Source organism: Endozoicomonas sp. ALC020 (assembly GCF_049275935.1).
In the GTDB taxonomy this organism is placed as follows: Bacteria; Pseudomonadota; Gammaproteobacteria; order Pseudomonadales; family Endozoicomonadaceae; genus Endozoicomonas_A.
In genome coordinates, this window is record NZ_CP184830.1 from 6,508,015 (window position 1) to 6,534,349 (window position 26,335).

Below are 26,335 nucleotides of genomic sequence, written 5' to 3' on the forward strand. Positions count from 1 at the left end.
AAATGATCATCGACAATCATTCTGGAATCGGGCCAGACGCTGTGACTGCATTTTCATGATAAACAGGCAGTTATGGATAGTACCACCAATCTCAGGGCGAATTGCTGTCAGGACTTAATTTATTCCGTAAGGATTCTGTAATCGCTGTGGGCTTTCTGCTCTGACTGTTCAGGCAAGCCACCACAAACCGACCTTCACATATCAAAAGACCTTCACGAAAACACTGTTGCAGAAAAACCATCCTGGCTTTACCCATACTTTCAACTGCGACAGTCACGTTAAGAGAGTCATCCAACCGGGCAATGTGTTTGAACTGAACAGAAGCATCAACCACTACCAGCTGCTTCTTTTCCTTCAACAACTTCTGGTGGTCATAACCGGTAGTTCGCAGATATTCGGTTCTGGCTCGCTCCATAAACTTCAGGTAATTGACGTGATATACGATGCCGCCGGCATCGGTATCTTCATAATAGACTCGAATGGGAATAGAAAAGGTATCAGTCACAGAGCAGTACACATAACATTAAACCAGATCAGAGACTGCCAGAGACGCCGATACCCTGGCAAGTTAATAACACGATGAACGACCACAATGAGGGAAATTATGAGGCGGAGGATAGGAGCCTTTATTGAGTTTTTCCTCATCCAGTCTCTGCTTGTTCAGGCGTTGTTCCTGCTCTGTTCTGCGTTGCAGCAAATCAGGAGCTGGAACGGGTTTGTGCAAACGTTTCAAGGCTTGGGTGGCTTCCGGAATCCCCCATCGAGCCGCCATGGAGTAACGCTCAACAGCCTCGGCTAAGGAAGCTGTTGTACCCACTCCCTGCTCGAAGCAGACTCCGGCATGATACAGATCAATCGGCAGCTGGCTGGAACCATGAAGCACCTGCGAGCAACTTGCCGCCGAGACAGAGAAAGGTGCAGAGTAGAACCCTGGACGCATTGGCGCCGCTTCCGTAGTAATAGTCTGACAACCACTCAGAGCAGTGAGCGACAGAACAAATAGACAGTAGATTCCTAAAATTCTCATGAGCATCAGCGTTTCCTTAGCCACTCGTTTTTCAAAAGAACGATCCAGATATTAAACCGGAAAGACTTATTCTTCTATCCGGTAGTCAAGCCCAAAATGCAAGTATGCGTGCTTGGTGACCATCCGCCCTCTGGGGGTTCTCATCATATAGCCCTGTTGAATAAGATAAGGCTCCAGGACATCTTCGATGGTATCCCTCTCCTCACTGATGGCAGCCGCCAGACTGTCTACCCCGACCGGCCCACCATCAAACTTTTCGATCATGGCCAACAGCAGCCGTCTGTCCATATGATCAAAACCGCTGGCATCAACATCCAGCATATTCAATGCGGCATCGGCCGTCTCCTTGTGGATCACACCATTCCCCTTTACTTCGGCAAAATCACGCACCCTTCTCAGCAATCGGTTGGCAATTCTGGGCGTTCCTCTGGAGCGTCGGGCAATCTCTCCTGCACCTTCCTTATCAATCCCCACCCCGAGAATTCCGGCAGAACGTTCTACGATATAAGTCAGGTCCTCAATATTATAAAACTCCAGCCTCTGTACAATACCAAAACGATCCCGGAGCGGAGACGTCAGCAGACCCGCCCTGGTTGTAGCTCCCACCAAGGTAAAGGGAGGCAGGTCCAGCTTGATAGATCGCGCAGCAGGGCCTTCACCGATCATGATGTCCAGCTGATAATCTTCCATCGCCGGATACAATACTTCTTCCACTACCGGACTGAGGCGGTGAATTTCATCAATAAACAGAATGTCATTGGGCTCAAGATTGGTCAGAAGAGCTGCCAGGTCACCCGCTTTTTCCAGCACCGGGCCAGAAGTCGTTCGAATATTGCTGCCCATCTCATTGGCAAGGATGTGGGAAAGCGTGGTTTTACCCAGCCCCGGAGGTCCGAATATAAGGGTATGATCAAGGGCATCATTACGAAGTCTTGCAGCCTGGATAAAAATTTCCATCTGCTCCCTGACTTTTGGCTGTCCCACATAATCAGCCAGTTTTACCGGGCGAATAGCCCGATCCAGCACCTCTTCCAGAGGGCGTTCTGAGGAGGATATCAATCGATCTGCTTCAATCATGTTCTAGCTCGTCTACCATTACTCTCAGCGTACCATCTCCAGTCTGTTAAAAAAATAATCCAGCTTTGGGAACAAAACGCTACATTTAATCGTCCAAGCACTCTGAACGTAAAAAGAGCACTTGCGAGCACTTAGCTGCCCGGGGGTGCATTACCTTTTAAACTTCGGAGTCATCGGACTCCTATACTCTCTGTTTTAAATTCTGATTAAAGGAAGTACTCAGAATGAATACACATTTGGTTTCTGGAAAAGGCCTGACTAACTCGGTCATGGCCTCCGTGATGTTCGGGCTTGTGCCCATTTATGTACAGTTTATTAAGCTGTCCGGAAATACCCTGTTCTGGAACAGGGTCATTTTCAGCGCTCTCTGCCTGACAATGGTCTGCTATCGCATGGACCGGCTCCGGGGCTTCAGGGCGGTTTTTCTCTGCCGGAAAACTGTGCTGATGCTATCCCTGGGTGGTTTGATTGTTGGCTTTCAGTGGTGGCTGTTTGTCTGGGGCCCCGTGAATGATAAAACACAGGATCTCTCCCTTGGCTATTTTTTGCTGCCACTCACCCTGGCATTAACCGGCAAGCTGGTATTTAACGAGAGACTGAACAAGGCTCATTACTTTGCCATGGGGTCCGCGTCATTAGGCGTGCTTGCCATGATTTGGCAACAGGGCTCATTACCCTGGGTCAGCCTGGCGGTGGCCGGACTTTATCCGGTGTATTTCATCATCCGTAAACCTTTGCAGGTCGATACCTTGCCAGCCCTGCTTTTTGAGCACCTGTTGTTCCTTCCGGCTGGTATTTTCATACTGATGAGTGATCAGAGTTTTATGCAAAACCTGACCCATTCCGTCACTCTTTGGTATCTGCTGCCAGGTCTGGGGCTACTCTGCAGCCTGTCACTGATCTGCTACATCAACGCCTCCAGGCATCTGTCTGTCAGTTTGTTTGGCCTGTTGAGCTACCTGGAGCCTGCTTTGATATTTGTGGTGGCTGTCACCGTTCTCGGAGAAGTCTTCACCTTACAGCAGTGGCTCAGCTATAGCTTTATCTGGCTGGCAACGGCAGCCATCTGCGTTGACTCGGTCAGGAAGTTCATCCGGTAAACTACAAAGCAGACAAGCAGGTGAGACTCAATCGTCTCACCTTTTAAATAAGACGCGGTGTTATCAGATCATACTTTTCAGAGCCTGACGAATCAGCTCTTCACTGGTCATGCCATCCTTGAGCAACTTACCAATGACTTTGCCGGCTTCCTGGGGTTTATAACCCAGAGCCACCAGAGCACTGACGGCTTCCTGTTCAATATCTTTTGCTTCGGCAGCCATTTCGCCACCGGCAACCAGAGGCTTACCTTCCAGCAGAGGTGCTGACTGCCAACGATCCAGCTTATCTTTCATTTCAACAATCAGCCGCTCGGCTGTTTTTTTACCCACACCCGGCAACTTCACCAAAGTGGCACTATCACCTTCCTGCACACAGCGCACAAAAGCATCAGCTTCTATACCGGACAACAGGGTCAGTCCGAGCTTGGGACCAACCCCATTGACCTTGATCAGAGTTCTAAACAACTCCCGCTCATCACGATTGCTAAAACCGTATAGGAGCTGAGCATCTTCGCGCACTACAAAGTGGGTATATAACACGACCTCCTGACCAACGTCCGGCAGTTTATAAAAAACCGACATCGGAGCTTCCACTTCATACCCGATACCATGGGTCTCTATCAGCAAATGAGGGGGCTGTTTGTCAGCCAGAAGGCCCCGAATTCTTCCAATCATCCTGTTTTCCAAATCTTTTATTTTCTGACTATAAGGTCAGAACGCCTAACAATACGACGAGGGCGTAGAACTCCTGAGAATTGTCACTCTCTAATCACTAAGAGAAGTTCAATTCGATGATCTGAAGGAGCTGCCCCCTTGAAGAAACTTCGCACATTTCTGGGATCACTCTGGCAGATCCTGCCCGAGGCTGGCCTGGCCAGTGAATACCACCCAGCTGTATCCGGTGGCCCTATTCCCATCCCTTTCATCAAGTCACAAAAATCTTTGTTAAAGGAAGATTTCCCGGGACGCCCGGCAAACTCACCTGAGCTTGATAAGCCTGCTCGCAGCTTCATCAGTTATATACAAGGCTACAGCAGCCTCCCGATGAGAGATCGCGCTCTGGTTGCCCTGAGAAGTGCGTACATTTGCAATACCAGACACCTGATCCCGGATATTGCTCAATGTGCACTGGATACGGGACTGAAAGCCAGTGATGTACAAATGGTTTCCCGTGGCCATCTGGCACCGGGCTGGGACAACAAACAACGCCTGTTACTGAAAACCACTGAAGAACTCTACAAAGAACAGATCATAAGTCCGGAGAACTGGAAAGAACTGAAGAAAATCTACACGCCACAACAGATCCTGGATCTGGTGTTTTGCATTGCTTCCTTTCACCTTTGTGTCCACCCAAACTAAGACTGCCCCGTAAGACGACGACGTCGAGTACCCGTAGCACCCGCCATCCTGACCAGACTGGAACGAGTATGAGCATGACAAAGAGCAACCGCCAGAGCGTCCGCAGCATCGGCCTGAGGGGTATCATTCAAGTCAAGGATCGACTTCACCATGTGCTTTACCTGGTACTTATCCGCAGAGCCTTTACCAACCACAGCCTGCTTGACCTGCCGGGCAGAGTATTCCGACACCTCAATATTGTGATTAACCACAGCCACAATGGCCGCAGCCCTGGCCTGACCCAGTTTCAGTGCCGAATCAGCATTTCTGGACATAAACACTTGCTCCACACCAACGGACTGCGGGATGTAACGTTCGATCAAAGTGCTGATGCCTTCATAAATCTGCTGCAAGCGCTCAGGTAGAGGCGCCTCCCGGATGCGAATACAACCGGACGCCACATAATGTGTTTTATTGCCTACTTCTTCAATTAATCCATAGCCGGTAATTCTTGAGCCCGGATCTATCCCCATCAGGATGGCCATTCAGAATGTATTCTCAAGTCAGATGTCGCTATTTTCAATGACAGCGTTTGATGCCCCCCGGGGTCAATGAGTGTGACAGCTTCTGCCAAAAAAATCTGACAGGCGAGGGTTCAAAGTCATGGTTATGTCAAAAGGATACTGTACACCCATACAATATACCAGCGGTGCCGGTGGGTATCAGAAACTTACAATTCAAGAACACTGAATTACCAAATTTGCCTGTGAGTAACGATAGAAGCAGCTTAGTATTTCTCTGGTAATACTTTCGTGGCGAGAACCGCAAAGATCATTGTTCTTGCTCAAGACTGTTTTACTCCACAAGATGATCCGGAAACGATTAATGTCCGACCTGCTAAAAACATTAATGATTATCACAGGCATCATTATTCTATTGTTTATGCTGCTGGTAGGCTTCAATGTCTGGGCGTTCACAGATATTCCAGCCGGGCTGGTATCTCCGGAACAGAAACAAAAAAACCCCGACACTTTCGTTATCGAGGCTCTTCACACCGACAGAACAACTTAGTCCAACTGCGCCATCACTTCGGCAGGAATGTCAGCGTTAGTGTAAACATTTTGCACATCGTCCAGGTCTTCGAGACGATCCACCAGCTTCATGATTTTTTCCGCACCGTCTTTGTCCAGTTCAGTCCGGGTAGAAGCGATCATCGCTACTTCGCCGCCCGCTGGTTTCAAACCTGCAGCTTCAATAGCTTCTTTTACTGCCATGAACTCAGTCCACTCAGTGACCACTTCAATGGAGCCATCGTCGTTAGTCAGTACATCTTCGGCACCGGCTTCCAGAGCAGCTTCCATGACAGTGTCTTCATCCAGACCCGGTTCGAAGAAGATTTGCCCCTTACGCTCAAACAGGTAGGCTACAGAACCGTCAGTACCCAGATTACCACCATGCTTGGAGAAAGCATGGCGTACTTCTGCAACGGTACGGTTACGGTTGTCTGTCAGACATTCCACCAGCACCGCGATACCGCCAGCACCATAACCTTCGTAGGTCACTTCTTCCATGTTGGAATCGTCATCACCACCGGCACCACGAGCAATCGCCCTGTTGATGGTGTCACGGGTCATATTGGCACCCAGAGCCTTGTCAACCACCTGACGCAGCTTGGGGTTATCCTCGATATTCCCACCGCCCTGCTTGGCCGCCACCACCAACTCACGAATGATCTTGGTGAAGATTTTGCCACGCTTGGCGTCCTGAGCCGCCTTACGGTGTTTGATATTGGCCCATTTACTATGACCTGCCATAGAAAATACCCTTTATCTCTTCTTGAACAGGCCGGTAAAAACCGGCCTCAGCAATTTATAAAATGGTCGCAGACGTTTTCTGGAACAGCCGCAGACGCTCAGTGACTGGTTGCAGACGCCGGATCACGACGAATACGGATATTCAGATCGCGTAGCTGGGTAGCATCCACTTCGCCCGGAGCCTGAGTCAGCAGACAGGCTGCGGACTGAGTTTTCGGGAAGGCAATAACGTCACGAATATTATCGGTCCCGCACAGCAGCATAACCAGACGGTCAAGCCCAAACGCCAGACCACCATGGGGAGGCGCACCGTATTTAAGAGCGTCCAGCAGGAAGCCAAACTTTTCCTGCTGCTCTTCTTCCTCAATTTTCAGGATACGAAATACTGTCTGCTGCATTTCCTGGTTGTGAATACGAACAGAACCACCACCGACTTCATAGCCATTGATAACCATGTCATAGGCACGGGAAAGTGCTTCAGCAGGATTTGCTTCAAGCTCTTCAGGTGAAGTCGTTGGCGCTGTGAATGGATGGTGCAGCGCGGTCAGTTCACCGTCGTCTGTTTCTTCAAACATTGGAAAGTCAACAACCCACAGTGGCGCCCACTCTTTCGTATACAAATCCAGGTCAGCACCGACCTTACAACGCAATGCACCCAGAGCTTCGTTGACTACCTTCTCTTTGTCTGCACCAAAGAAGACGATATCGCCATTGCTGGCATCCAGACGCTTCATAATCTTCATGGTGACATCGTCGCCCAGGAACTTGATGATCGGAGACTGAAGACCGTTTGCGCCGTTTTCGATTTCATTGACCTTGATCCAGGCCAGACCCTTGGCACCGTAGATGCTGACAAACCGGGTGTAGTCATCAATCTGCTTACGGGAAAGTTCAGCTCCACCGGGTACTTTCAGTGCGGCTACACGCCCCTTCGGATCTTCAGCCGGTCCTTTGAAGACCTTGAATTCAACGCCGGCCATCAGATCAGCAACGTCCACCAGTTCCAGAGGGATACGCAGGTCTGGCTTATCAGAACCATAAAGGTTCATGGCTTGTGCAAAAGTCATGTGCGGGAATTCACCCAGTTCAACACCACCTACCTTTTTAAAAGTGGTCTTAACCAGGTCTTCAGCCATACCCATGATCCTGGACTCGTCCATGAAGGAGGTTTCGATATCGATCTGAGTAAATTCTGGTTGACGGTCAGCACGCAGATCTTCGTCACGGAAGCATTTTACAATTTGATAGTAACGATCAAAACCTGCCACCATCAGCATTTGCTTGAACAGCTGGGGAGACTGTGGCAGCGCAAAGAACTTACCTTCGTGAGTTCGACTGGGTACCAGGTAATCGCGGGCACCTTCCGGGGTCGCACGGGTCAGAACAGGGGTTTCAACATCCAGATAACCCTGCTCATCCATAAAGCTGCGAACAGCACTGGTCAGCTTGCTGCGAAGGATCATTTTTTCCTGCATTTCCGGACGACGCAGGTCAATAACACGGTTTTTCAGACGAACTTCTTCACCTACATCGGTGTAGCCTTCGATCTGGAAAGGCGGTGTCTGGGCTTCATTCAGGATTTCTACCTGCTTACCCAACACCTCAATTTCACCGGTGCCCATATTGGTGTTTACAGTGCCTTGGGGACGGGGGCGTACAAATCCGGTGATTTTCAGCACATATTCACTGCGTGCTTTATCAGCGAGAGCAAACGCCTCTTCGGTGTCAGGATCAATAACAACCTGGGCGATACCTTCACGGTCTCGCATATCCAGGAAGATCACACCACCATGGTCGCGACGTCGGTGTACCCATCCACACAGGGTAACCTCATGCCCGTCATGGGAGAGATTCAGTTCGCCGCAATAATGGCTGCGCATAACATACCTCGAAACTGGGGGGCTGTTCAGGTTCAGCACAGAATCATCTGAAATTTTGTGCCTGAATTTATGGTTTTGAGTCACTCCGGGTGAAGCACAACCTCAGCACTCAAATGACCGAATTATTCACTGGCGGCTGCAGTGCCGCCCGAGCCCTTGGCAGGGCCCTGATTATCATTGCAGGACAGATTCTTCTTATTGCCACTCTTGAAGTCTGTCTCATACCAGCCGCCACCTTTCAGCCTGAAGGCCGGGGCACTCAACAGTTTTTTCAATTCAGGCTCACCACAGACACCACAGTCAGTTAGAGGTGCATCGCTGAACGCCTGAATCACTTCCTGCACACCACCGCAACTTCCGCACTGATATTCGTAGATCGGCATTGAATCTGTCTATCCTTTGTTTGCCATTGTCAGAACTGGGGCATTATACCTGAACCCTTGATTTTCACCAGATAGTGTCCAGACCAATAATCAGAAAATAGAGACGGGATCAGGGATATTTTCGATGACTGTGCAGACTTTACGAAAGACGAGGAAGGGAGCCCCTCCCCGTTGCTCTCAAACTCGATTACTTTTGCTGATTTGAACAGCTGCCTCCTGCTGCTTTTCCAGCGACTCAGCGACTTCCAGTAGAATCGACTCAAAATCCTGCAGATGCTCAGCAACACTCTTGCGTTGAGCATCCACATTCTCAGCCACTTCATCGAGGTGATCTTCTTTCACATCCTGAGTTTCCTGACCTTCTTCCAGCTTTGATTCCATCCAGAGGCGGGCAAAAACCTGAGGACTGCTTGCACCTTCAAAACTGAGATTATCACCCCGGTGAGTCTCCGCTGCAGGGTTGACTGCATCCTCCAGCGCCTTTTCTGAGGGGAGGCTATTCAGAGCAATAGCGAACCCTTCTTCCACTGCAGGAGAGTTTCTTGCCTGAGGTTTATCGTCAAGGAGCTGAACAGCACTTCTCAGCTCTGCAGGGTCAGAGGGAGAGAATACCTGTTGCAGAGTCTCCAGATCCTCAGTGGCAAGAAACTGGTTAGCACCCTCCTCAAGCTCAATCCGGTCATCCTCTGACCGGATTTCACCTTCTTTGTGCTCTTTATCCAGCGACTTTACTCCGTCCTCGTTCTGCTCCCTTCTTCTGAACTCCCTTACCTGCTCTTTCTGAGCCCTCTGTTCGAGCTCTTTTACGGCTTGCACACCTTCTTCACCGGTTTTCATAGCAGCAGGATCGAACCGCTGACGAATTCGCCCCAGCAGACTGTTAACACGCACAAACTCTGAGGTCACTGTATTCAGCTGCCTGTTAGCTTTGAGTAATGCGGCATGATCTGCGGTATTACTGGCTTCCAATGTCTTCATCTGCTGACTCAGAGCACTGATTTCTGTGGCAACACCTGCAATTTGATACTCGAGCGCTGTAATTTCATTCATCAACCGGTTTATTTGACCACCGCTGCTATTGTTACCGGCTTGATTAGACTGAGCACTAGCCAATTCAGCCTCTTTCAGGGTTTTATGAAGATTTTTGCTGGCCAGGAGTTCTACATAGACTTCCCGCTGAGCCGCTATGTCATTTAAATCCCTGGTTCTGGATCGAATAGTTTCTCTTAGATTAAGGGCATTGACTGCACTATCCTCCCTCCTGCTTTGCTGATAGAGCCGATTGCTGAAATTCTGATCGATAGAAGCAGCACTCACCATAGCCTGAGCATCACTGATCATCCCTTTGACAATAAGAATGAGTGACTGAGTGTCACTAATATCTATATCCTCAGCATTGAAGCGACGATTGAATTCATGCACTGCTGCCCTGAAGCCATCCAGTCTGGCGTCAAAAGCTCTTTGGAGAAAGTCACGACTGTCGGCATTGGAGACGCCTGGCTGATCTGGACTGACACTGACCGCCTGACCGCTATTGCTATTTTGCGAGCTGGAAATCGAATTCGAATTACTGAATCCCTGGCTCACCTGCGCCTGTGCTGGAGTTTGAGATACCTGCCCACTCTGTTGCACAGGAGTCTGGGATATTCCGGAATTGGGATCGACTGGATTCATAGTCACTTCCTCCCTGAAGGTTCTATAAGATAGTGCTTTAGTTGTTTGGCCTGCTTTCGCTCTTCTTCCCACCCTTTGGATGATTTCAGAATTTTCGCTGCATTTGATAGTGCTTTCACCGCCAATTTTCGATTTTTCAGACGAATAAAGCACTCCGTCATACAAATTGAAGGACGAGGATCTTCATTATCCAACCTTTCGGCATAACTCAGTGCGGGGATTGCAGCTGCATCCTGGCTTAAATGATGAAGCGCCAACCCTATTCCCAGATAGTAACGAGAACTGCGATGATCCAGAAGAGCCAGATAACGGAAGACTTTAAGAGCTTCTGCATAGTGACCAATACCAAAATGACTGAATCCAAGCTGATAGATGGCTTCCATCTGCCCCTGATCCAGCCCTCTTAATTCACGTATCGTTCCGCCCCGTCTTAAATAAGTCAGCCAAAGGTCTTTTCCTGCTTCAGCATTTTGCTGCAAGCTGTTCATATTTCATCCCTGAAAAACAAATGATCTCAATTCATTATAAACATTCATTTTTTTTCTGACTTTCATTCATTAATCCTGTCAAACCAACAAAAAGAAATTAAAAGAACTAATTTTTATTCATTAAGATAATTTGCAAAATATCAGATCGCTGTTTTACTCAAGTACTCATATTGCCTAAACACTTAATCAAAAAGGGCTGGGCCTGATAATTTCAAGTTTCATGTCTTCTTACGTTTGAAACTTGTCGTTATAACTACGATGAGTGCTGCTCTGATGTTGGCATTCGTTTAGCTGGCAAGTCGGCTGATGGAGATAGTTGTGGCATATTAGGTCTGGAAAATATCATAGGCGTTGCCAGAATTGAGCAAGACTCTGTTCATGTCCGGTTCTGCGGCACTTCTATGAGTACGAGGACATGACTGTTACTCACCTCGATGTCGGTTATACAGTCGGTGCCTTATAGGGGCGGGATTGCTGGATAGCTTTATCATACAAGGATGCGGCCCCGCTAAACGCTTGTACAAAAGATGTGAGATTTTTCTAAACCCTGTTGCATCCTGTTAAGGATTGTATAAGAATCACTCTTAGCCCTATGGGGAGGTTTCGCAGTACATTCCGTCCGAGCAGTACAAGGATTTTTGAAACCAGGGCTAGAACACACATCGAATGCAGCAAGGAGCTGAACACTAATGAAACTCGCACAAATCAGTGCACTGAGTGCTGCCATTTTTATGGCTACCTCTGCTCAGGCTAACGCCTTCCTGGACGAATCAAGCCTGAATCTGGAGTTGCGCAACTTCTATCAAACCAAAACCAAGGATGACGGTTCGACCGACTCCTCCAACTCTCAGTGGGCTCAAGGCGTTCGTCTTGACTTCTCCTCTGGCTACTTTCAGAACATAGTCGGACTGGACCTGGGTGGTTACTACTCTCTGAAGCTTGGCGCTTCCGATATTGACGGTTTTGTTGGCAACCCTGGCTTGCTCAGAGTGGATAGCGACGGCGATTCCCACAGCTACGGCAAAACATCCTACGCAATTAAATTCAATCTTGCTGACATGGGTGTAGCGAAATATGGACGCATGTTCCTGGACACACCTCTGGTCAACGACTCTGATAGCCGTGTTCTGCCAAGCCTGAGCGAAGGTTTCTATGCAGACATCACCTTATCCGGCCTGTCTGCTCATACAGCCTGGATTACGAAAGGCAATGGTAAAACCGAGTCAGGCTTTGAAGATTACGAGGTAGGCGACGACAGTGAAGCAGTAATGACACTGGGTGGTGCCTACGACTTTGGTAACGGTCTGGAATTAAGCGCAGACTATGCCAGCCAGAGCAACTATGCCAAGAAATACTTGGGCGAAGCCAGCTTCTCTACAGAAGTTGAAGGTGTTGAAGTGGGTGTGGCTGGTCAGTACGGGCAAGTCGAACTTACTGGCGACAGCAAGCCAGCGACTGGAGACAAGAGTCAGTACACTTATGGCCTGAAAGTGGCCGCTGGTGTAGGCCATGCCGACTTTGGCATTGCGTACACAAAAGTTGAAAGCACAGACTTGGGCGCATACAAAATTGGCTGGGCTGGCGGTGACGATGACACCGGTTACTTTGGCTATAACTCTATCCAGATCTCTGACTTCAACAGCAATGGCCAAAAAGCCTGGGGCTTCTCTGCAGGATATGATTTTGAAGGCGTCGTTGACGGCCTGAGTGTCAAGGGTATTTACGTCATGGGTGAAGTTAAGTCTGAGGACGAAACTGAATACAACCTGGACATCAATTATGCAATTCCTCAGGTTGAGGGTCTGACTGCCCGCCTGAGATACGCAAATAATACTGTTGAAGCCAAAGGTGCAGACGATGTTGTCAAGACCGACACACGTGTCATCCTGAAGTACAACGTCGCTGTATTCTGATCTAACGATCAGAAAAGCAACCTTATGAAGCCTCTGCACATGCAGGGGCTTTTTTATTGCCGAAAGCAGCAAACCGACTTAAACAGCACCCCATCAAAAGGCAATCATTGCTAAACAAATACATCAGACACTAAAAAGGGAGGCTGAATACCTCCCTTGAAGGACTGAGAAGAACTCAAAGAGTCAACACCAGCGTCATCACGAAGCGGCGTATTCCTTGAGCTTTTTCAAAGGACGCACCTTGACCTGAATACTGGCCGGCTTGGCGGGCACATCCATTAACTCGCCAGGCTTGAATGGATTGGGTACGCCTTTCTTGGCTTTCTGAGCAGGTTTTTTCCTGGTCACGATCTTGAGCAGTCCCGGAAGAGTGAACTCGCCACAGCCCCGCTTCTTGATATGACGTTCTACCAGTATTCCCAACTCTTCCAGCACAGCGCCCACTTCTTTCCGACTCAAACCGGTACTCTCTGAAATATCAGCAAGAATCTGGGTTTTACTGTACTTATCCTTGATAGCTGTGGCTTTCTTCGCTGCCATACAATTACTCTCCTGATGGATTTTCCCTGTAGGTTACCTTCCGCACCAGCGGATTGTGATCTGCCACTTCACCAGGCTGATTTAATGTTTCACGAGGCAAGTCCGAAAAATCGGACATTAAACTTCCCTAACCTCAGAGAGCCTGCAAAACCAGACTTTTGAAACACCTGAAATCACTATAACAAGTGATTTTTTACAGTGGTAGTCTTTTTTACACCCTTTTAAGCATTGCCATAGCCCTCTATATAAGGGGCATAGAAAGAGTTTGAGATAGAGGCACAATGACGTTACATTAATCCTTACAGCAGTGTTACGCTGTGGCTTTTTGTTGCCCGTTTGTTTGCGCGCTGAATTGACCGCATTACTGATTTCAAAGCATTCCCATAATTTCGGGAGGCAGTCACTTCATAGAGAGCTTGCAGCAAGGAGCTTTATTGATGTTTTACCGGTTTAAGGCGCTTTTTAATGCAGTAATGCCTGAAATCGGCATATTTTTACAGTCACACACATAACAACCAAAAGGACTCAGCACTTGAAACATCTTAAATTTATCCACATGATCTTAGGCATCCTTTCACTGGCAGCATTAATTGTGGAGGGGTCTGTCCTCAATGTGCTGCTGGGTGGCGCACTGGCTATCGCCTCAGCTACCATGCTGCTGCTCACTGCCGCACTGATTCACCTCTGCCTTGGCTGCTATCTGACAGTCTATCGTGGCAAGAAATCCTTTTTGCAGGCAATGGCTTCAGTTATGCTGATTGCAGCGACTGCACTCAGTGGCTGGGCAATATTTTCTCACCAGACACCTGAGATTCCATCCTCACTACTCCTCGTTGCCGGGGTTCTGCTGCACGTCGTAATCAACCTGAGATCCTTCAACCCCACAAGCCCAATGGAAATCGTAGATTCCGATAGAGAAACAGGCACCGTCAAGTGGTTCAACGTTTCAAAGGGCTTCGGCTTTATTACCCGGGATAGTGGTGAAGATGTCTTCGTCCACTACCGCACGATACGTGGAGAGGGTCACCGGACACTGTCTGAAGGGCAAAGGGTAGAATTTATCGTGGTGGAAAAAGATAAGGGACTGCAGGCAGAAGACGTGATTGCTGCACCCAAAGGCCGCTAACATCAATACTTTTAATGAATGGGGCTCTTTCCGGCCCCGTTAAGGCTTCTGACCCCTATTAATAATGAGGAGGAGCAGTCTCCTTCTGTTCTTCCAACCGAGAGCTGGCCATAGCCATTAATTGCTTCTTCAGCTGAATCATTTCCTGCTTCAAACGATCAATTTCCTGCTGCTGACGGGTGACCACCTCATTAAGCTGGGCAACGGTATCTTCCTGAAAACTGAGCTGGGTCTGCAGCTCAATCAATTCCTCTTTCATTTCACTCCCCCCACTCATTCAAAGCAGCTGAACAATGATTCCAGCTTCTTTTTGATCTCAGCGACCTGCACCTGCCCGTATGGCTTGGCTGGCAACCTGCCCCAAACAGGGTTTGGCCAGGCAACATCACTTTCATAACGGACAATATGATGAACATGCAACTGTTTCACAACATTACCCAGAGACGCTACATTCATTTTATCCGCCTCAAAGACATCATTCAGAATGGCTGCCGTCAATGACGACTCACAGGCCAGCTGTAGCTGCTGCTCTTCATCAAGATGAAAAGCTTCATAAACCCCTGCCACCCTGGGTACCAGAATAAACCAGGGATACTGACTGTCATTCATCAGCAAAACCCGGCAGAGGGGCAGATCCCCCATGACAAAGCAGTCCTTATCCAGCCTCTTATCCAGCTGAAATTCGCTCATAATTACTCCGATTAAGCCGAGTTGCCAGTAATAATTTGCAGCACTATAGCTAACCTGCCGGTGAAATTCGACTGTGATTCACTCAGTAGCCATGACGTCTCTGCACAACCGTAGTAATATGCCACTTTTGCGTTTTGATAATCGGATAACTGAGCACATGCGTACTAGTCAATCCTTGATCTCCACCCTCAAGGAAACACCTTCTGATGCCGTCGTCATCAGCCATCAGCTGATGCTGCGAGCAGGCATGATCCGTAAACTGGCATCCGGTCTCTACAGCTGGATGCCGATGGGTCTGCGCGTTCTCCAGAAGGTAGAGAACATTGTTCGTGAAGAGATGAACCGCTCTGGCGCACAGGAAGTCCTGCTGCCTGCCGTGCAACCGGCTGAACTCTGGCAGGAAACCGGACGTTGGGATCAATTTGGCCCCGAACTGCTTAGATTTAAAGACCGTCATCAGCGCGATTTCGTCATTGGTCCTACTCATGAAGAAGTCATCACCGATATGGTTCGAGACACTATCAGCAGCTACAAACAGCTGCCCATGAATTTGTACCAGATCCAAACCAAATTCCGTGATGAAATCCGCCCACGTTTTGGCCTGATGCGTGGTCGAGAGTTCATTATGAAGGATGCCTATTCATTCCATTCCAATGACCAATGCCTCGGTCGTGAATACGAAAACATGCACGATACCTACAACCGTATCTTTACTCGTCTGGGCCTCAATTTCAGGGCTGTAGAAGCGGATACGGGCTCCATCGGTGGCAGCGCCTCACACGAAATTCATGTCCTGGCCGAATCTGGAGAAGACGCCATCGTCTTCAGCAACCAGAGTGAATACGCAGCCAACATTGAAAAAGCAGAAGCTCTGGCACCTGCTCACGAGAGAGCAGCTCCGTCTGAAGAAATACGCCTGGTCGATACCCCCGAAGCAAAAACCATTGCAGACCTGGTTGCGCAATTTGATCTACCCATTGAGAAGACGGTCAAGACTCTGATTGTTGCAGCAGACGAAGAATCAGAAGCGGACTTTGTTGCCCTGATGGTTCGTGGCGATCATGAACTGAATGAAATAAAAGCGGAAAAACTGCCTGAAGTTGCAGCACCTCTGCGCTTTGCAACAGAAGAAGAGATCAAGCCCGTCATGGGAGCCGGACCCGGCTCTCTGGGCCCTGTTGGCATCAGTATCCCATGTATTGTTGACCGCACAGTTGCGGTCATGTCTGACTTTGGGGCTGGCGCCAACACAGATGGCAAACATCAATTAGGTATCAACTGGGAGAGAGACGCATCTTTCGACCGCATCGCCGATTTGAGAAATATTGTAGAAGGCGATCCCAGCCCATGCGGTAAGGGCACCCTGGAAATCAAGCGCGGCATCGAAGTGGGCCATATTTTCCAACTGGGCACCAAATACTCTGAGTCAATGAACGCGACCGTTCTGGATGAAAACGGAAAAGCCGTGACTATGGCAATGGGTTGCTACGGGCTGGGCGTTTCCCGGGTCGTCGCAGCCGCCATTGAGCAAAATCATGACGATCGGGGAATCATCTGGCCCGCAAGCATTGCGCCTTTCCAGATCGCCATTATTGGTCTGAAGATTGAGAAGTCTGAAGCCGTTCGGGAAGCCGCCGAGAACCTCTATAAGGAACTGACTGAAGCGGGCTACGACGTCCTTCTGGATGATCGTAAAGCCAGTCCGGGCGTCAAGTTTGCCGACATGGAACTGATCGGTATTCCACACCGGGTGGTCCTGAGTGATAGAGGGCTGGCAAACGGTCAGGTAGAATACAAATATCGCAGGGCAGCAGATCGCGAAGACGTGGCACTCAGTGAAATTTCCGACTTTCTTAAGGAACGTCTGGCCTGAACCGTTTATCAAACGGCCGTCGTTTTATAATAAAAACAGCCTGATTACAGGTTTTACCCTCGCACTTTTGTTGACTCCGACAACCGGCTGGAGTCAGCAAAAAGTGGATGAAGGGCTTCGGATCTATCTTGAAGAGGCTCTCAGCACCACTGAGAGCTTTTCAGATCGTTTCGAGGCAGAAGTCTGGCTGGTCGATATGTCCGGCCGGCTAACGCCGTTCATGAAACATCAGAGTCCTCGACAGCGCCTGGAGCTGCTCAAAAAAATTCACAAAAAGGCCACTGCCGCTAAACTCTCCCCCGAACTGGTGCTGGCATTAATTCAGACAGAATCCTCTTTTGACCGATTTGCTGTTTCTTCTGCCGGAGCCCAGGGCCTTATGCAGGTTATGCCATTCTGGAAAGACGTCATTGGCCGCCCACAAGATAACCTGACCGACGTAGAGACCAACCTGAAATATGGTAGCCATATTCTCAGTTATTATCTGGAAAAGGAAAAAGGCAACCTGACCCGGGCATTAGCCCGTTACAATGGCAGCCTTGGCAAAACCTGGTACCCGGAGCGAGTGTATAAAAACTGGGATCGTCACTGGCGCAATGACTGAGATGTACTTCATAAAACTATGTCGGCACCTGATCAGCCCGTAGTAAATTCGGAAAACTCCTGTTCAGGTTCGAGGGAAACACTAACGCCAGTAACTCGAGCCATGGGAGGACCGCTTTGCAGCCAGGCTTCCAGCTTGTCCAGCTCTCTCTCTTCACCACACATTAAAACTTCAACCCTCCCGTCTGGCAAATTCTTTGCCCATCCGGTAATCCCCAGCTTTCTGGCCTCTTGCTGGGTTGAGCCGCGATACCAGACGCCCTGCACCCTCCCCTCAACCATTGCACGTCTGCACTGATTAGCCATTTTCATCAACCATATTCATCAATACCCGGATGCTCTCTTCAAGGCTTTCCTTTGTCTGAGGCCCATACAATATTTCTATCAGTTTTCCCTGTGGATTAACAATCATGGTCGCAGGCAATACCTGAGGACTTCTGGTCTCCAGCAACACCAATGGACTCTCGGTAATAACAGGAAACCGAATACCCATATTTCTGGCTTTTTTTATCAGTTCTTTTCCCTGACTGTCATCAAAATCATACCCCAGAACCTGAACCTTTCCGTCACTGGCCAGGGCATTCAGCTCCGGAATCTCTTCACGACAGGGCCCACACCAGTGGGCCCAGATGTTTATAGCAGTCCACCGACCCTTATCATCTTTGAGAAAAACGCCTTTTCCCTGAGTATCTGTCAAATCCGGTTTAGAGCAGGCAGACAGAAACAGAGTGGTCAGTACCAACGGAAAGAAGCGGAAAAAAAATTGTCGCATTAGCCTCAGACCCTGTGATGAGTTTGTTCTGATTCTAGCTGGAATATCTCATAAAGTCGCACGGAAGCCTGTTGGAGCGAGACTGCAACACAAAAATAATGGCAATAACAGACATCAAGGATTCAAAACAACGGGCAATGACTGATAACACCTGTTACGAAAGCCTGATGATCAGCTTGCGGCTGTGCATGAAACCTAAACGATCACATTCATTAAATGAAATTTTGACTGAGGTCAGTATTTTAAGGATTCAGTAAAGAGGTCATCCAAAGGGCAATCGAGTACAACCCGCTGCTGTTCATTCAACTGTTTCAGTCGATCAACCAGTTGACCATACCATACAGGCTTATCCTGAGTCACAACAGACTCCAGCTGCTGATCCGATGGATATGACCAGGGGAGCTGCTGGCAAAGGTTATTGAGTTCCAGATGTCTGAGATCCCTGGCCAGTATCATTTCACCCAGATCATTTTTACTGACCACTCCCTCCTCCAACAGGCAGCTGGTGTATAGCTCCCAATCCTCAAGAGAGAGATTCCATCCCGACTGGTGCAGCTGTTCGAGCTTGAAACTCAATCCTTTTTGAAACTGCTCATTAAATCCGTTCAGGATCACCAGAACACCCATTAAAGGTGGAAGCGCCTCGTTCCGGGTCTGGTTGGATAAAGCGAAACTCCTGACCAGTACGGCACCAAAAAGAACCAGTATCCAACTTAAATAAATCCAAAGCAGGAACACGGGAACGGCCGCAAAAGCACCATAGATCAATTGATACGACGGTGACAGAGTAATAAACAGAGCAAAACCACTCTTTGCCATTTCAAGCAAAAAAGCTACGATCAGCGCTCCTGTAAAAGCGTGACGAAAAGGTACATATCGATTGGGTACAGCCATATAGAGTAAAGTAAAAACAATGCTGCTCAACAGAATGGGAGTTAAACGTAAGAGCCACTGATCAACCCCAAGATAGGCAGTGGTATCAGCTATCAGCTTAAGGGACGCCAGATAAGATGTCAGCACAAAACCAACACCGAGCAGGAAGGGCCCCATGCTCAGAATCGCCCAGTAGAGCAGGAAGCCGGCAATTCCCCGGCGAACCCTGTCTACCTGCCAGATCTGATTAATGGCACCATCAATGGTCCTGAGCATCATGAATGCCGTGACCACCAGGAAGGCAACGCCCAAGCCAGTCAACTTTCGAGCCTGCTGGGAAAAGCTGGAAAGATAAGATTGGATCTGCTCGCCCGCTGTCGGAACAAAGTGACTGAATATAAAACTCTGAACCATCTCGCCAACCCCCTGGAAAGAAGGAATAGCCGATAACATGCTATAAGTAACCGTCATCATCGGCACCACAGCAAACAGTGTCGTATAAGTCAGAGCAGCGGCGTTATTGAGGCAACGGTGCTTAAAGAAAGTATCAGAGACAGACAGGAAATAGGCACGGAGCCACTGAACATATTGAGCCTGTGAAGAAGTGGAAAAAAGCGAGTCTGGCATAACGAATCCCTGATATTGAAAAGAGCCTGACCCGAGGATTTTTAGCCAGGCTCCAGCTCAGAGAAGCGTATCAGTTCTTATGCCCCGGAGGAAAGCCATTCAGTATCCCCTCAACCGCAGCATTAATTTTTTCACTCCGCTCTTCGGGTGTGGCACTCTTGGAAAGGGTTTATTGTTAGATCTGCGTCCACCAGCCAGCTCTGACAGTAATCGGTGGAGAATTATAGGGTTGATTTGGTTAGAAGTGTGTGAATTTACAGAATATTTGCGGGCTACATGACTTCAATTGCACCGAACCCCATTCAACGATAATCTTCCCATCACAGAAATAATACTTCAGGCACCAGCCTGTCGAAACAACTGCCTGTTATGAAAATAGTTCGAGAGCAAAGCCATATGAGCGTTACGATTTACCATAACCCCCGCTGCTCAAAGTCCAGACAGACTTTGGCCCTGATCGAAGCAAAAGGTATCAGCCCTGAGGTAGTGCTTTACCTGGATACCCCGCCCAGCGAAGCCGCTTTGACTGACATTCTGAAACAACTCGGTAAGAGCCCCGAAGAACTGATGCGCAAGGGCGAACAGGAGTACAAGGACCACATCAAAGGCCAGGAACTTTCAGAGCAGCAGCAAATTGCAAAAATGATTGCCTACCCCAAAATGATTGAAAGACCCATCGTCGTAAGCAACGGTCGGGCGCGTGTCGGTCGCCCGCCAGAATCCGTTCTGGAGATCCTTTAATCGTGGACCTGAATCAAAAAGCCAGGCTATGCTATCGGCTGAGCCTGCTACTCTACTTCTGCCTGCTAGCTTCGCAGATCGCAAAAGTGCTCTGGCTGCACCCACCTCAAAATTCGCTATGGATGATTGCGTCTTTCACGATTGTTCCACTGTTGCTACCTCTTTACGGGTTGATCAGGCGACAGCCAAGGGCATCGGCCTGGTTATGCTTCATTCTCTGTTTTTACTTTATCAGCGGTGTGCTTGACGCCTGGTTTATCAAAAACTCCATACATGGATGGCTGATTACCGCATTCAGCAGTGCGCTGTTTGTATCTGCCATGATGTTTACCCGCTGGCAGGGGCAGTTAAACAATCAGCCCGCTGACTGAACCTTTCCCAGAAAGACCGACCTTTTTCTTCTCAAAAAAAAGCTCCTGCGTTGGCAAGAGCTTTATTTTTCGTCAACCGATTCTAATAGGACAGCTGAACTTCGATGGCTGAACCGGCCTCTTCCACCGTTGAGGGTGGACTGCTGATGATACGTTTCTCGCTGACACCTTCATTCCGCAGAAAATCATAAACCAGATTAAGACGGTCAGTGGCCAGCTTATTCATTTTTTCCTGATTCGCTGGCCAGTTTATCAACAGCCATTGCTCTGCCTCTTTGATACGCTTGCTCTGACTGGCATCACCCACTTCGGGTAATTTTCGATTGTGGGCCCTGAGATACATTTGCTCAATCAAATGCCCTCTGACGTCAGCCGGAATCTCTGTCACCTCTCCCGGCTTTGTTTGATGGATGGCCGAATAGAGTTCAACCAGATCGGACTCAAGCTCTGCCCTGGAGAGACTGGGCCAATCTTTATTCTTGCTGGCTATTGCTTTCAGAGACAGACTGAGTTCAGGCCTTATTCTGAGCACTCGACCCCAGCCCTTCAATTGTGTTTTGTCGTTTTCTGTCAACACAGCCTTACCCGACGGCATCTGTATATCACCGGATAAAATTGGCTTGATACCGGCCTGGCTGGAAAGGTACTGCAGGGGCTGTTCCAGCACACGCTCCCATGCCTCCCTCGTAGCTTCCGCTGCCGCAACCTGCGGCGACAGCTCGTCGCGATTCGTAACGTCTATGGAAATAATGGACTGAGGGTTAGCCATCAAAGCTTTCACGTGATTGATATCCAGCTCAGGCTTGACAGGCTTGCCTGTAAGCTTTGAAAAAGTCAACTTGCCCTTGCTGCCTCCTCCTGCAGAGGAAGTAAGATTAAGGTTAACACGACTTCCGGCCAGATCATATCCGGCAACAGACCGATCTGAAACAGGCAGCAAAGACAAATCCACATCCCTGGCAGCAATGTTAAGTCTCGAGGTTACTGCATTCTTCAGATCGACACTGCCTTTCATAGAGAGTGGAACACGCTCAAGCCATTGCCCATTGAGCTGAAAGGTGAATTGTTCCGGATTCATCACTGCCAGCTCCACCCGACTGTTACTGAATAGTTTACGATTCTGCTTTTGGGATGACTGGACAGCGCCATTGAATTCGATATTTTTTACGGTGAATGGTACAGAACCATCAGCGGATAATGAACGATTAAGCGTTTTTGCGACTTGCTCCAAAGGACTGCCATTGATCGTCAACAAGCCACCCCTGAATGAAAGGTCTTCGACAAAAGCTTTCCGGGATCTGAATTGGAAACCCTCTGCAAATAATTCTTTCCAGCCCAGATCAAGACCGGAGTTCAAATCACGATATTCACCCTCCAGCACTTTCGCCGTGCCAGTCAGTTCCACCCCGTGATCCTCGGACCATTCAACAGATAAGTCTGTCGAAAGGCGGCCTTCCAGCGAACAATTTGAACATTCAAGAAAGTTCTGGCTGACAACATCAGCCAGTGGAAGCTCATCAATGGATAACTGACCAGACAGTGCCAGTTTCTTTAAATCAATAATACCACCCAGTGACCACTTGATGTGACTTGAATCCCTGACAACTTCAACATCTATTTGATCAGGACGATAGGTTTTCAGCTCCATTTTACTGAAATCAATACTGACCACTTTACTGGAACCGGTCTGTTCGGAGTTCACTACCCTCATCGATCCGTCTTCGAAAACAAACTGCTCCGTTTCCCTGAGAAATTGATAAAGGTTGGGCATGGGTGGTTTCTGACCGATGATCGCCAGATCAATAAAAATTCCGGGCTTTTTAAAGTCGATTCGATCCAGGTCAATGGCTTGTTTCCACAGGGAAGTCCAGGCAACATTGACAACCATAGATTCTGACTTAAGAGTAATTCCGGGCGAGATTCTGAGCTCCGGATTGGTGAGCAGGAATTTACCGGATAAGAAAGAGTACTCTTTCTTAACGGGAAGGACTTCAACCCCGGTTTGATTTTCTATTTGCTGGAGCAGCTGGTCTGTATACCGACCAGGAACCATTAGCATCACTGAAATCAGAAACAGCAGAATGGCCAGAATAACAACGACAAAGAGCACAAACCGGATAGCCGGCTTCTGGGTTTGCATACTTCTTCTCTTGATTACCAATTCATGACTTGTTTGACGAAGGGTATGGTCAACTTCCTTTTGGCCCTCAATGAAGCACTGTCCAGCTTCTGCAGCATCTTGAATAAATGCCCCATATCCCTGTTACTGCGGTATATGATATACCGGGCCACATCTTCATTCATATCCAGCCCGCGCAGGTGAGCCCGAAGCTGCAATGCCGACACTTTGTCCCTGTCGCTGAGAGGCTGAACCTGAAACACCAGGCCCCAGCTTAGTCTCGAGACCAGGTCAGGCAACAGGATAGAAAGTCTTTTGGGTGGGCAATCAGCCGCCACCAGCAGGCGAGTCCGGGAATCCCTGAGGCGATTGAACAGATCAAAAAGACCTTCTTCCCACTCTGATATGCCTGCTACAGCATTCACATCATCAACACACACCAGTTGCAGTCTTTCCATGCCCTCCAGCAGCTTTGAAGGATAGTGAACAAGCTCTTTCATAGGCAGATAGATACTACGACCTTTTCTGCGATCAACCTGATGACAGGCAGCCTGAAGAAGATGACTGCAACCAACGCCGGGAGCTCCGTAGAGATAGATAAACTGTTCTGAGTCTATCCCACTGACCTGCTGATCCATATCCAGCATGTTGACCAGCGCAACATTATCTCCGCTGAAAAAATTTTCAAAGGTGGCATCGTCCCTGATCTGAACACTGAGCGGTAATTGCACAGGCTGGCTCATATACGACATTAAATAGCCTTGAGCGGGAAATGCCGCTCAACCTTAACAATGGATAGACATTCCGAACCCTCTGTTGCAGCATTTGTATTGAAAAATGCCAGCTTCAGCGGGTTGATTGAATCTGCAAGAGACAGCTGCAACAAAATCATTTCACTTATCCCTCGTCTGAATGGCATGGCAAAATGAATTTCTGTTCGCTGCGGGCATAGATCACCTTACTCCCTCGGCTCACCAGCATTATACAGGTGGCTCGCCTTATAATTTCGATGCAGATGACGCAAGAGTACCATAATAATGGCTGCTAATGGCAGTGCTATTAGCATCCCGACGAAGCCCAGAATCTGCCCACCTGCCATCAGCGCAAAGATTACAGCCACCGGATGCAAACCAATCCGGTCACCCACCAGATAAGGTGTCAACACCCACCCCTCAAGAGCCTGTCCCAGGGCAAACACACCGGTCACCAAAAGTAACGGCAGGTAGCTGTCAAATTGAAAAATAGCCACTATGATGGCTGTGGTGAAACCAACCACAAACCCCATATAAGGAATGATACTGACCAGCCCCGCCAGTAGTCCGATCAACAACGCAAACTGCAGGCCTACCGCCCAGAGTCCTATACCGTAGATCAACCCCAGGGCCAGCATGACCATAAGTTGACCCTTGAGGAAAGCACCCAAAACCTCATCGCATTCACTGGCCAGTTCAACCACAATAGGTTCAAGGTTGACAGGTAGCATCAGACGGATATGTTCCATCATATGATCCCAGTCGCGCAAGAGGTAAAAAGTCACAACCGGAACCAGGAACAGATTCACAAGAAAACCTATTACTGCCAGACTCGAGCTGGTGACTGAACGACCCAGCTGAGCCAGAAGCCCACCAGCTTTTTGCCACTCACCCGCCATCGCCTTGACCAGATGACTGATATCAAACCACTCAGGGTCCAGACCAGTGTATTCAACCAGTTTTGGGATGGCATTGATTCTGAGCCACTCTTCCCAGACCGGAAGCAACTGCATAAGGGTTTTAACTTGCTGGAATAATGCCGGTACCAGAATGAGCAGCATCAGTACCAGAAAAGTAAAAATCACCAGAAAAACCAGTGCCACCGAAAGTGACCGGGAGAGCTTCAGTCTTTCCAAACGATCAACCAGCGGATCGCCTAAATAGGCAAGCACAGCACTGATCGCAAAGGGTGTCATGACCGCCCCGACAAAATTAATCAGCACTACGCCAACCAATACGATGCCTGCTAGCATCCACTGTTGCTGTCTGGTCATTTTCTTCCTTCTATTGCAACTCGCCTTGCAGGGTGCATGCAAAAAACGCACTCCGGAATTTAATATCTGACTTCCTGTCAGCCTCCCAGCCAACGGTATTGCAACGTCTGGTTGACCTCATCAGTACCAGTCGCTCTCATCTTTCGTCCCAGGGCAATAGCATCCGATAATTGACTAAGCGTACCATCAATTAACAGCTCCAATTGAATTTTATTACCGCCGACCTTGACTGCCATCACATCCCTCACCGCCGTCAAACCTTTCAGGTATTTAATTAATCCTGCATAGTCCTGTGTGCTGTCAATACCCTCCACTTCCAGCATCGGATTGACACTGCTGCCACCAGAGATGACTGCATAGTGCCGGGAGAGGGAATTACCAATAAGATCAGCAATAGCCAGAGCCAGTCCTTCTGCAGAGAGGTCCTGGACTGTGGCATCAAACTGCTGATTTTTGAAGAGAAGAACCAGGCGGCCATTATAGCGTCCGCGCATTTCACTCAGACGCCCCCCTAATACAGCCTCAGAGCCATATCTTCTTGACGCCTGAGCCAACTTGTCCGAAAACAGTCCCCAAACATCAACATCAGAAATCGCGGCACTGTCTTCAAAGTCCATAAGAGGGAGAGTCACTGGCAATGAGCGGGCAGCCATAACATGCTCCAGATTATTCACCAGAGGTGAGTCTGCCAATTCTCTCAGAATCTGCCTGCCTCCCTGCTTTTCAATGGCTAACCAGACAATGGTATCTGGTCGGTTGGAACCCCAGATCCCCAAATCATTTTCTCGCAGCAGTCGATTAACTGCCGCTTCATTAAAACGCACCTGAAGGAAAAGTTGCTGTCCTGACCCGGTATCACGGCGTTCATAACCAAAACTCCGAACCAGCGCAGAGGCATTCTTAAGTGACTGTAACACCGCCTCATTACTGAGGGTACTGCGCTGCCCGGTTACTTTAACCAGGACCTCAGACAGAGCCTGCTTAATGGCTGCTTCCCTTTCCTCATTCCCCTGACTGGTGACAGGTACGCCGACACGATAAAGTCCGTTCATCTCTGCAGCAGGCAGCTGAATAGACAACAGGGCCAAAAGAAGGGTGAATATCAGTCTGGAAAGAGGGAACAATCGTTCCAGCTTGCATGTTTTATACATAATGTCCGGAATCAAAAACAGGCACTCTTCGTGAACAAACCGTCATAAACATCAATACAGCCAAAGGCCGGTTTACAGATGACAGCGACTTCCGACAAGACTGCTTATCTTTGTAAAGAGTACTAATTA

The 26,335-nt window shown here is 48.7% G+C and carries 30 protein-coding genes; 9 read left to right on the forward strand and 21 right to left on the reverse strand.

Annotated features, from left to right (window positions below; translation table 11 throughout):
• Positions 1 to 91: 91 nt before the first annotated feature.
• The 3 genes from ybgC to ruvB form a co-directional block, all read right to left on the reverse strand.
• Positions 92 to 505: a tol-pal system-associated acyl-CoA thioesterase gene (gene ybgC, locus ACOJUO_RS24305; RefSeq protein WP_422134457.1), complete on the reverse strand. Its 414-nt coding sequence runs from the start codon at positions 503 to 505 to the stop codon at positions 92 to 94.
• 63 nt (positions 506 to 568) lie between these two features.
• Entirely contained in the window at positions 569 to 1,033 is a 465-nt protein-coding gene (locus tag ACOJUO_RS24310; RefSeq protein ID WP_422138449.1) for a hypothetical protein, read from the reverse strand.
• A gap of 60 nt (positions 1,034 to 1,093) precedes the next feature.
• Positions 1,094 to 2,104, reverse strand: coding sequence for a Holliday junction branch migration DNA helicase RuvB (gene ruvB / locus ACOJUO_RS24315; RefSeq protein WP_422134459.1), 1,011 nt, complete (start codon positions 2,102 to 2,104; stop codon positions 1,094 to 1,096).
• Positions 2,105 to 2,328: 224 nt separating this feature from the next.
• On the opposite strand from ruvB, the gene rarD reads away from it, so the two are divergent.
• Positions 2,329 to 3,204, forward strand: coding sequence for an EamA family transporter RarD (rarD, locus tag ACOJUO_RS24320; protein ID WP_422134460.1), 876 nt, complete (start codon positions 2,329 to 2,331; stop codon positions 3,202 to 3,204).
• A gap of 63 nt (positions 3,205 to 3,267) precedes the next feature.
• Here the strand turns inward: rarD and ruvA are convergent, their stop codons facing one another.
• Entirely contained in the window at positions 3,268 to 3,879 is a 612-nt protein-coding gene (gene ruvA / locus ACOJUO_RS24325; protein ID WP_422134461.1) for a Holliday junction branch migration protein RuvA, read from the reverse strand.
• A gap of 138 nt (positions 3,880 to 4,017) precedes the next feature.
• Between ruvA and ACOJUO_RS24330 the strand changes: the two genes are divergently transcribed.
• Positions 4,018 to 4,563 (forward strand): carboxymuconolactone decarboxylase family protein, encoded by a 546-nt coding sequence (locus ACOJUO_RS24330; RefSeq protein ID WP_422134462.1) that lies wholly within the window; start codon positions 4,018 to 4,020, stop codon positions 4,561 to 4,563.
• Here the strand turns inward: ACOJUO_RS24330 and ruvC are convergent.
• The gene (gene ruvC / locus ACOJUO_RS24335) at positions 4,560 to 5,087 is read right to left on the reverse strand and encodes a crossover junction endodeoxyribonuclease RuvC (RefSeq protein ID WP_317142327.1); all 528 of its coding nucleotides are present in this window, start codon (positions 5,085 to 5,087) and stop codon (positions 4,560 to 4,562) included. The two genes, ACOJUO_RS24330 and ruvC, sit on opposite strands and share 4 nt — an antisense overlap.
• 340 nt (positions 5,088 to 5,427) lie before the next feature.
• Between ruvC and ACOJUO_RS24340 the strand changes: the two genes are divergently transcribed.
• A complete protein-coding gene (locus tag ACOJUO_RS24340) occupies positions 5,428 to 5,613 on the forward strand; it encodes a hypothetical protein (protein ID WP_422138450.1) in 186 nt (61 codons plus the stop codon).
• Here the strand turns inward: ACOJUO_RS24340 and ACOJUO_RS24345 are convergent.
• The 5 genes from ACOJUO_RS24345 to ACOJUO_RS24365 all read right to left on the reverse strand — a co-directional run bounded on the left by ACOJUO_RS24345 (position 5,610) and on the right by ACOJUO_RS24365 (position 10,781).
• Positions 5,610 to 6,356: a YebC/PmpR family DNA-binding transcriptional regulator gene (locus tag ACOJUO_RS24345; protein ID WP_422134464.1), complete on the reverse strand. Its 747-nt coding sequence runs from the start codon at positions 6,354 to 6,356 to the stop codon at positions 5,610 to 5,612. The genes ACOJUO_RS24340 and ACOJUO_RS24345 overlap by 4 nt on opposite strands.
• Before the next feature lie 98 nt (positions 6,357 to 6,454).
• Complete coding sequence (gene aspS, locus ACOJUO_RS24350) at positions 6,455 to 8,236, reverse strand: aspartate--tRNA ligase (RefSeq protein ID WP_422138451.1); 1,782 nt, start codon at positions 8,234 to 8,236, stop codon at positions 6,455 to 6,457.
• A 122-nt stretch (positions 8,237 to 8,358) separates the two neighbouring features.
• The gene (locus ACOJUO_RS24355) at positions 8,359 to 8,619 is read right to left on the reverse strand and encodes an FmdB family zinc ribbon protein (RefSeq protein WP_422138452.1); all 261 of its coding nucleotides are present in this window, start codon (positions 8,617 to 8,619) and stop codon (positions 8,359 to 8,361) included.
• Between the two features lie 177 nt (positions 8,620 to 8,796).
• Positions 8,797 to 10,293: a hypothetical protein gene (locus tag ACOJUO_RS24360; protein WP_422138453.1), complete on the reverse strand. Its 1,497-nt coding sequence runs from the start codon at positions 10,291 to 10,293 to the stop codon at positions 8,797 to 8,799.
• A 2-nt stretch (positions 10,294 to 10,295) separates the two neighbouring features.
• Positions 10,296 to 10,781, reverse strand: coding sequence for a hypothetical protein (locus tag ACOJUO_RS24365; RefSeq protein ID WP_422134468.1), 486 nt, complete (start codon positions 10,779 to 10,781; stop codon positions 10,296 to 10,298).
• A gap of 689 nt (positions 10,782 to 11,470) precedes the next feature.
• On the opposite strand from ACOJUO_RS24365, the gene ACOJUO_RS24370 reads away from it, so the two are divergent.
• Positions 11,471 to 12,694: an OprD family outer membrane porin gene (locus ACOJUO_RS24370; RefSeq protein WP_422134469.1), complete on the forward strand. Its 1,224-nt coding sequence runs from the start codon at positions 11,471 to 11,473 to the stop codon at positions 12,692 to 12,694.
• 198 nt (positions 12,695 to 12,892) lie between these two features.
• Here the strand turns inward: ACOJUO_RS24370 and ACOJUO_RS24375 are convergent, their stop codons facing one another.
• The gene (locus ACOJUO_RS24375) at positions 12,893 to 13,234 is read right to left on the reverse strand and encodes an HU family DNA-binding protein (protein ID WP_317142335.1); all 342 of its coding nucleotides are present in this window, start codon (positions 13,232 to 13,234) and stop codon (positions 12,893 to 12,895) included.
• A gap of 532 nt (positions 13,235 to 13,766) precedes the next feature.
• Here ACOJUO_RS24375 and ACOJUO_RS24380 point away from each other — a divergent pair.
• A complete protein-coding gene (locus ACOJUO_RS24380) occupies positions 13,767 to 14,360 on the forward strand; it encodes a cold-shock protein (protein ID WP_422134470.1) in 594 nt (197 codons plus the stop codon).
• Between the two features lie 58 nt (positions 14,361 to 14,418).
• On the opposite strand, the gene ACOJUO_RS24385 is transcribed toward ACOJUO_RS24380, so the two are convergent.
• Entirely contained in the window at positions 14,419 to 14,619 is a 201-nt protein-coding gene (locus ACOJUO_RS24385) for a SlyX family protein (protein WP_422138454.1), read from the reverse strand.
• A gap of 14 nt (positions 14,620 to 14,633) precedes the next feature.
• A complete protein-coding gene (locus ACOJUO_RS24390; protein WP_422138455.1) occupies positions 14,634 to 15,050 on the reverse strand; it encodes an HIT domain-containing protein in 417 nt (138 codons plus the stop codon).
• Between the two features lie 157 nt (positions 15,051 to 15,207).
• On the opposite strand from ACOJUO_RS24390, the gene ACOJUO_RS24395 reads away from it, so the two are divergent.
• Positions 15,208 to 16,923: a proline--tRNA ligase gene (locus ACOJUO_RS24395; RefSeq protein WP_422138456.1), complete on the forward strand. Its 1,716-nt coding sequence runs from the start codon at positions 15,208 to 15,210 to the stop codon at positions 16,921 to 16,923.
• Between the two features lie 103 nt (positions 16,924 to 17,026).
• Positions 17,027 to 17,527: a lytic transglycosylase domain-containing protein gene (locus tag ACOJUO_RS24400; protein WP_422138457.1), complete on the forward strand. Its 501-nt coding sequence runs from the start codon at positions 17,027 to 17,029 to the stop codon at positions 17,525 to 17,527.
• A 32-nt stretch (positions 17,528 to 17,559) separates the two neighbouring features.
• Here the strand turns inward: ACOJUO_RS24400 and ACOJUO_RS24405 are convergent, their stop codons facing one another.
• From ACOJUO_RS24405 to ACOJUO_RS24415, 3 genes are all read right to left on the reverse strand, one after another.
• Positions 17,560 to 17,832: an acylphosphatase gene (locus ACOJUO_RS24405; protein WP_422134475.1), complete on the reverse strand. Its 273-nt coding sequence runs from the start codon at positions 17,830 to 17,832 to the stop codon at positions 17,560 to 17,562.
• Positions 17,825 to 18,298: a TlpA family protein disulfide reductase gene (locus ACOJUO_RS24410; RefSeq protein WP_422134476.1), complete on the reverse strand. Its 474-nt coding sequence runs from the start codon at positions 18,296 to 18,298 to the stop codon at positions 17,825 to 17,827. Before ACOJUO_RS24410 ends, ACOJUO_RS24405 begins: the two co-directional genes overlap by 8 nt.
• Before the next feature lie 234 nt (positions 18,299 to 18,532).
• Positions 18,533 to 19,798 (reverse strand): YihY family inner membrane protein, encoded by a 1,266-nt coding sequence (locus ACOJUO_RS24415; RefSeq protein WP_422138458.1) that lies wholly within the window; start codon positions 19,796 to 19,798, stop codon positions 18,533 to 18,535.
• Between the two features lie 396 nt (positions 19,799 to 20,194).
• Here ACOJUO_RS24415 and arsC point away from each other — a divergent pair, with 396 nt between their 5' ends.
• Positions 20,195 to 20,539, forward strand: a complete 345-nt coding sequence (gene arsC / locus ACOJUO_RS24420; RefSeq protein WP_422134478.1) for an arsenate reductase (glutaredoxin) — start codon at positions 20,195 to 20,197, stop codon at positions 20,537 to 20,539.
• A gap of 2 nt (positions 20,540 to 20,541) precedes the next feature.
• Positions 20,542 to 20,910, forward strand: coding sequence for a DUF2069 domain-containing protein (locus ACOJUO_RS24425; protein WP_422134479.1), 369 nt, complete (start codon positions 20,542 to 20,544; stop codon positions 20,908 to 20,910).
• 82 nt (positions 20,911 to 20,992) lie between these two features.
• Here ACOJUO_RS24425 and ACOJUO_RS24430 read toward each other — a convergent pair whose 3' ends face one another.
• The 5 genes from ACOJUO_RS24430 to ACOJUO_RS24450 all read right to left on the reverse strand — a co-directional run bounded on the left by ACOJUO_RS24430 (position 20,993) and on the right by ACOJUO_RS24450 (position 26,206).
• A complete protein-coding gene (locus ACOJUO_RS24430; protein ID WP_422134480.1) occupies positions 20,993 to 23,050 on the reverse strand; it encodes a hypothetical protein in 2,058 nt (685 codons plus the stop codon).
• A gap of 14 nt (positions 23,051 to 23,064) precedes the next feature.
• On the reverse strand, positions 23,065 to 23,781 hold the full coding sequence (hda, locus tag ACOJUO_RS24435) for a DnaA regulatory inactivator Hda (RefSeq protein WP_422138459.1): 717 nt from the start codon (positions 23,779 to 23,781) through the stop codon (positions 23,065 to 23,067).
• Positions 23,781 to 23,921: a hypothetical protein gene (locus ACOJUO_RS24440; protein WP_422134482.1), complete on the reverse strand. Its 141-nt coding sequence runs from the start codon at positions 23,919 to 23,921 to the stop codon at positions 23,781 to 23,783. The genes hda and ACOJUO_RS24440 overlap by 1 nt, the downstream gene beginning before the upstream one ends.
• A 66-nt stretch (positions 23,922 to 23,987) precedes the next feature.
• The gene (locus ACOJUO_RS24445) at positions 23,988 to 25,055 is read right to left on the reverse strand and encodes an AI-2E family transporter (protein WP_422134483.1); all 1,068 of its coding nucleotides are present in this window, start codon (positions 25,053 to 25,055) and stop codon (positions 23,988 to 23,990) included.
• Positions 25,056 to 25,132: 77 nt separating this feature from the next.
• Positions 25,133 to 26,206 carry a DUF2066 domain-containing protein gene (locus ACOJUO_RS24450; RefSeq protein WP_422138460.1) on the reverse strand — a complete coding sequence of 358 codons (1,074 nt, stop codon included), beginning with the start codon at positions 26,204 to 26,206 and terminating at the stop codon, positions 25,133 to 25,135.
• Positions 26,207 to 26,335: the final 129 nt, after the last annotated feature.

Excerpts from the sequence above, each read along its gene's own strand:
- ACOJUO_RS24310 (WP_422138449.1), bottom strand. The coding sequence starts at position 1,033 with ATGCTCATGAGAATTTTAGGAATCTACTGTCTATTTGTTCTGTCGCTC.
- ruvB (WP_422134459.1), bottom strand. The coding sequence starts at position 2,104 with ATGATTGAAGCAGATCGATTGATATCCTCCTCAGAACGCCCTCTGGAA.
- rarD (WP_422134460.1), top strand. The coding sequence starts at position 2,329 with ATGAATACACATTTGGTTTCTGGAAAAGGCCTGACTAACTCGGTCATG.
- ruvA (WP_422134461.1), bottom strand. The coding sequence starts at position 3,879 with ATGATTGGAAGAATTCGGGGCCTTCTGGCTGACAAACAGCCCCCTCAT.
- ruvC (WP_317142327.1), bottom strand. The coding sequence starts at position 5,087 with ATGGCCATCCTGATGGGGATAGATCCGGGCTCAAGAATTACCGGCTAT.
- ACOJUO_RS24340 (WP_422138450.1), top strand. The coding sequence starts at position 5,428 with ATGTCCGACCTGCTAAAAACATTAATGATTATCACAGGCATCATTATT.
- ACOJUO_RS24345 (WP_422134464.1), bottom strand. The coding sequence starts at position 6,356 with ATGGCAGGTCATAGTAAATGGGCCAATATCAAACACCGTAAGGCGGCT.
- aspS (WP_422138451.1), bottom strand. The coding sequence starts at position 8,236 with ATGCGCAGCCATTATTGCGGCGAACTGAATCTCTCCCATGACGGGCAT.
- ACOJUO_RS24355 (WP_422138452.1), bottom strand. The coding sequence starts at position 8,619 with ATGCCGATCTACGAATATCAGTGCGGAAGTTGCGGTGGTGTGCAGGAA.
- ACOJUO_RS24360 (WP_422138453.1), bottom strand. The coding sequence starts at position 10,293 with ATGAATCCAGTCGATCCCAATTCCGGAATATCCCAGACTCCTGTGCAA.
- ACOJUO_RS24365 (WP_422134468.1), bottom strand. The coding sequence starts at position 10,781 with ATGAACAGCTTGCAGCAAAATGCTGAAGCAGGAAAAGACCTTTGGCTG.
- ACOJUO_RS24370 (WP_422134469.1), top strand. The coding sequence starts at position 11,471 with ATGAAACTCGCACAAATCAGTGCACTGAGTGCTGCCATTTTTATGGCT.
- ACOJUO_RS24375 (WP_317142335.1), bottom strand. The coding sequence starts at position 13,234 with ATGGCAGCGAAGAAAGCCACAGCTATCAAGGATAAGTACAGTAAAACC.
- ACOJUO_RS24385 (WP_422138454.1), bottom strand. The coding sequence starts at position 14,619 with ATGAAAGAGGAATTGATTGAGCTGCAGACCCAGCTCAGTTTTCAGGAA.
- ACOJUO_RS24390 (WP_422138455.1), bottom strand. The coding sequence starts at position 15,050 with ATGAGCGAATTTCAGCTGGATAAGAGGCTGGATAAGGACTGCTTTGTC.
- ACOJUO_RS24395 (WP_422138456.1), top strand. The coding sequence starts at position 15,208 with ATGCGTACTAGTCAATCCTTGATCTCCACCCTCAAGGAAACACCTTCT.
- ACOJUO_RS24405 (WP_422134475.1), bottom strand. The coding sequence starts at position 17,832 with ATGGCTAATCAGTGCAGACGTGCAATGGTTGAGGGGAGGGTGCAGGGC.
- ACOJUO_RS24410 (WP_422134476.1), bottom strand. The coding sequence starts at position 18,298 with ATGCGACAATTTTTTTTCCGCTTCTTTCCGTTGGTACTGACCACTCTG.
- ACOJUO_RS24415 (WP_422138458.1), bottom strand. The coding sequence starts at position 19,798 with ATGCCAGACTCGCTTTTTTCCACTTCTTCACAGGCTCAATATGTTCAG.
- arsC (WP_422134478.1), top strand. The coding sequence starts at position 20,195 with ATGAGCGTTACGATTTACCATAACCCCCGCTGCTCAAAGTCCAGACAG.
- ACOJUO_RS24430 (WP_422134480.1), bottom strand. The coding sequence starts at position 23,050 with ATGCAAACCCAGAAGCCGGCTATCCGGTTTGTGCTCTTTGTCGTTGTT.
- hda (WP_422138459.1), bottom strand. The coding sequence starts at position 23,781 with ATGTCGTATATGAGCCAGCCTGTGCAATTACCGCTCAGTGTTCAGATC.
- ACOJUO_RS24440 (WP_422134482.1), bottom strand. The coding sequence starts at position 23,921 with ATGATTTTGTTGCAGCTGTCTCTTGCAGATTCAATCAACCCGCTGAAG.
- ACOJUO_RS24445 (WP_422134483.1), bottom strand. The coding sequence starts at position 25,055 with ATGACCAGACAGCAACAGTGGATGCTAGCAGGCATCGTATTGGTTGGC.
- ACOJUO_RS24450 (WP_422138460.1), bottom strand. The coding sequence starts at position 26,206 with ATGTATAAAACATGCAAGCTGGAACGATTGTTCCCTCTTTCCAGACTG.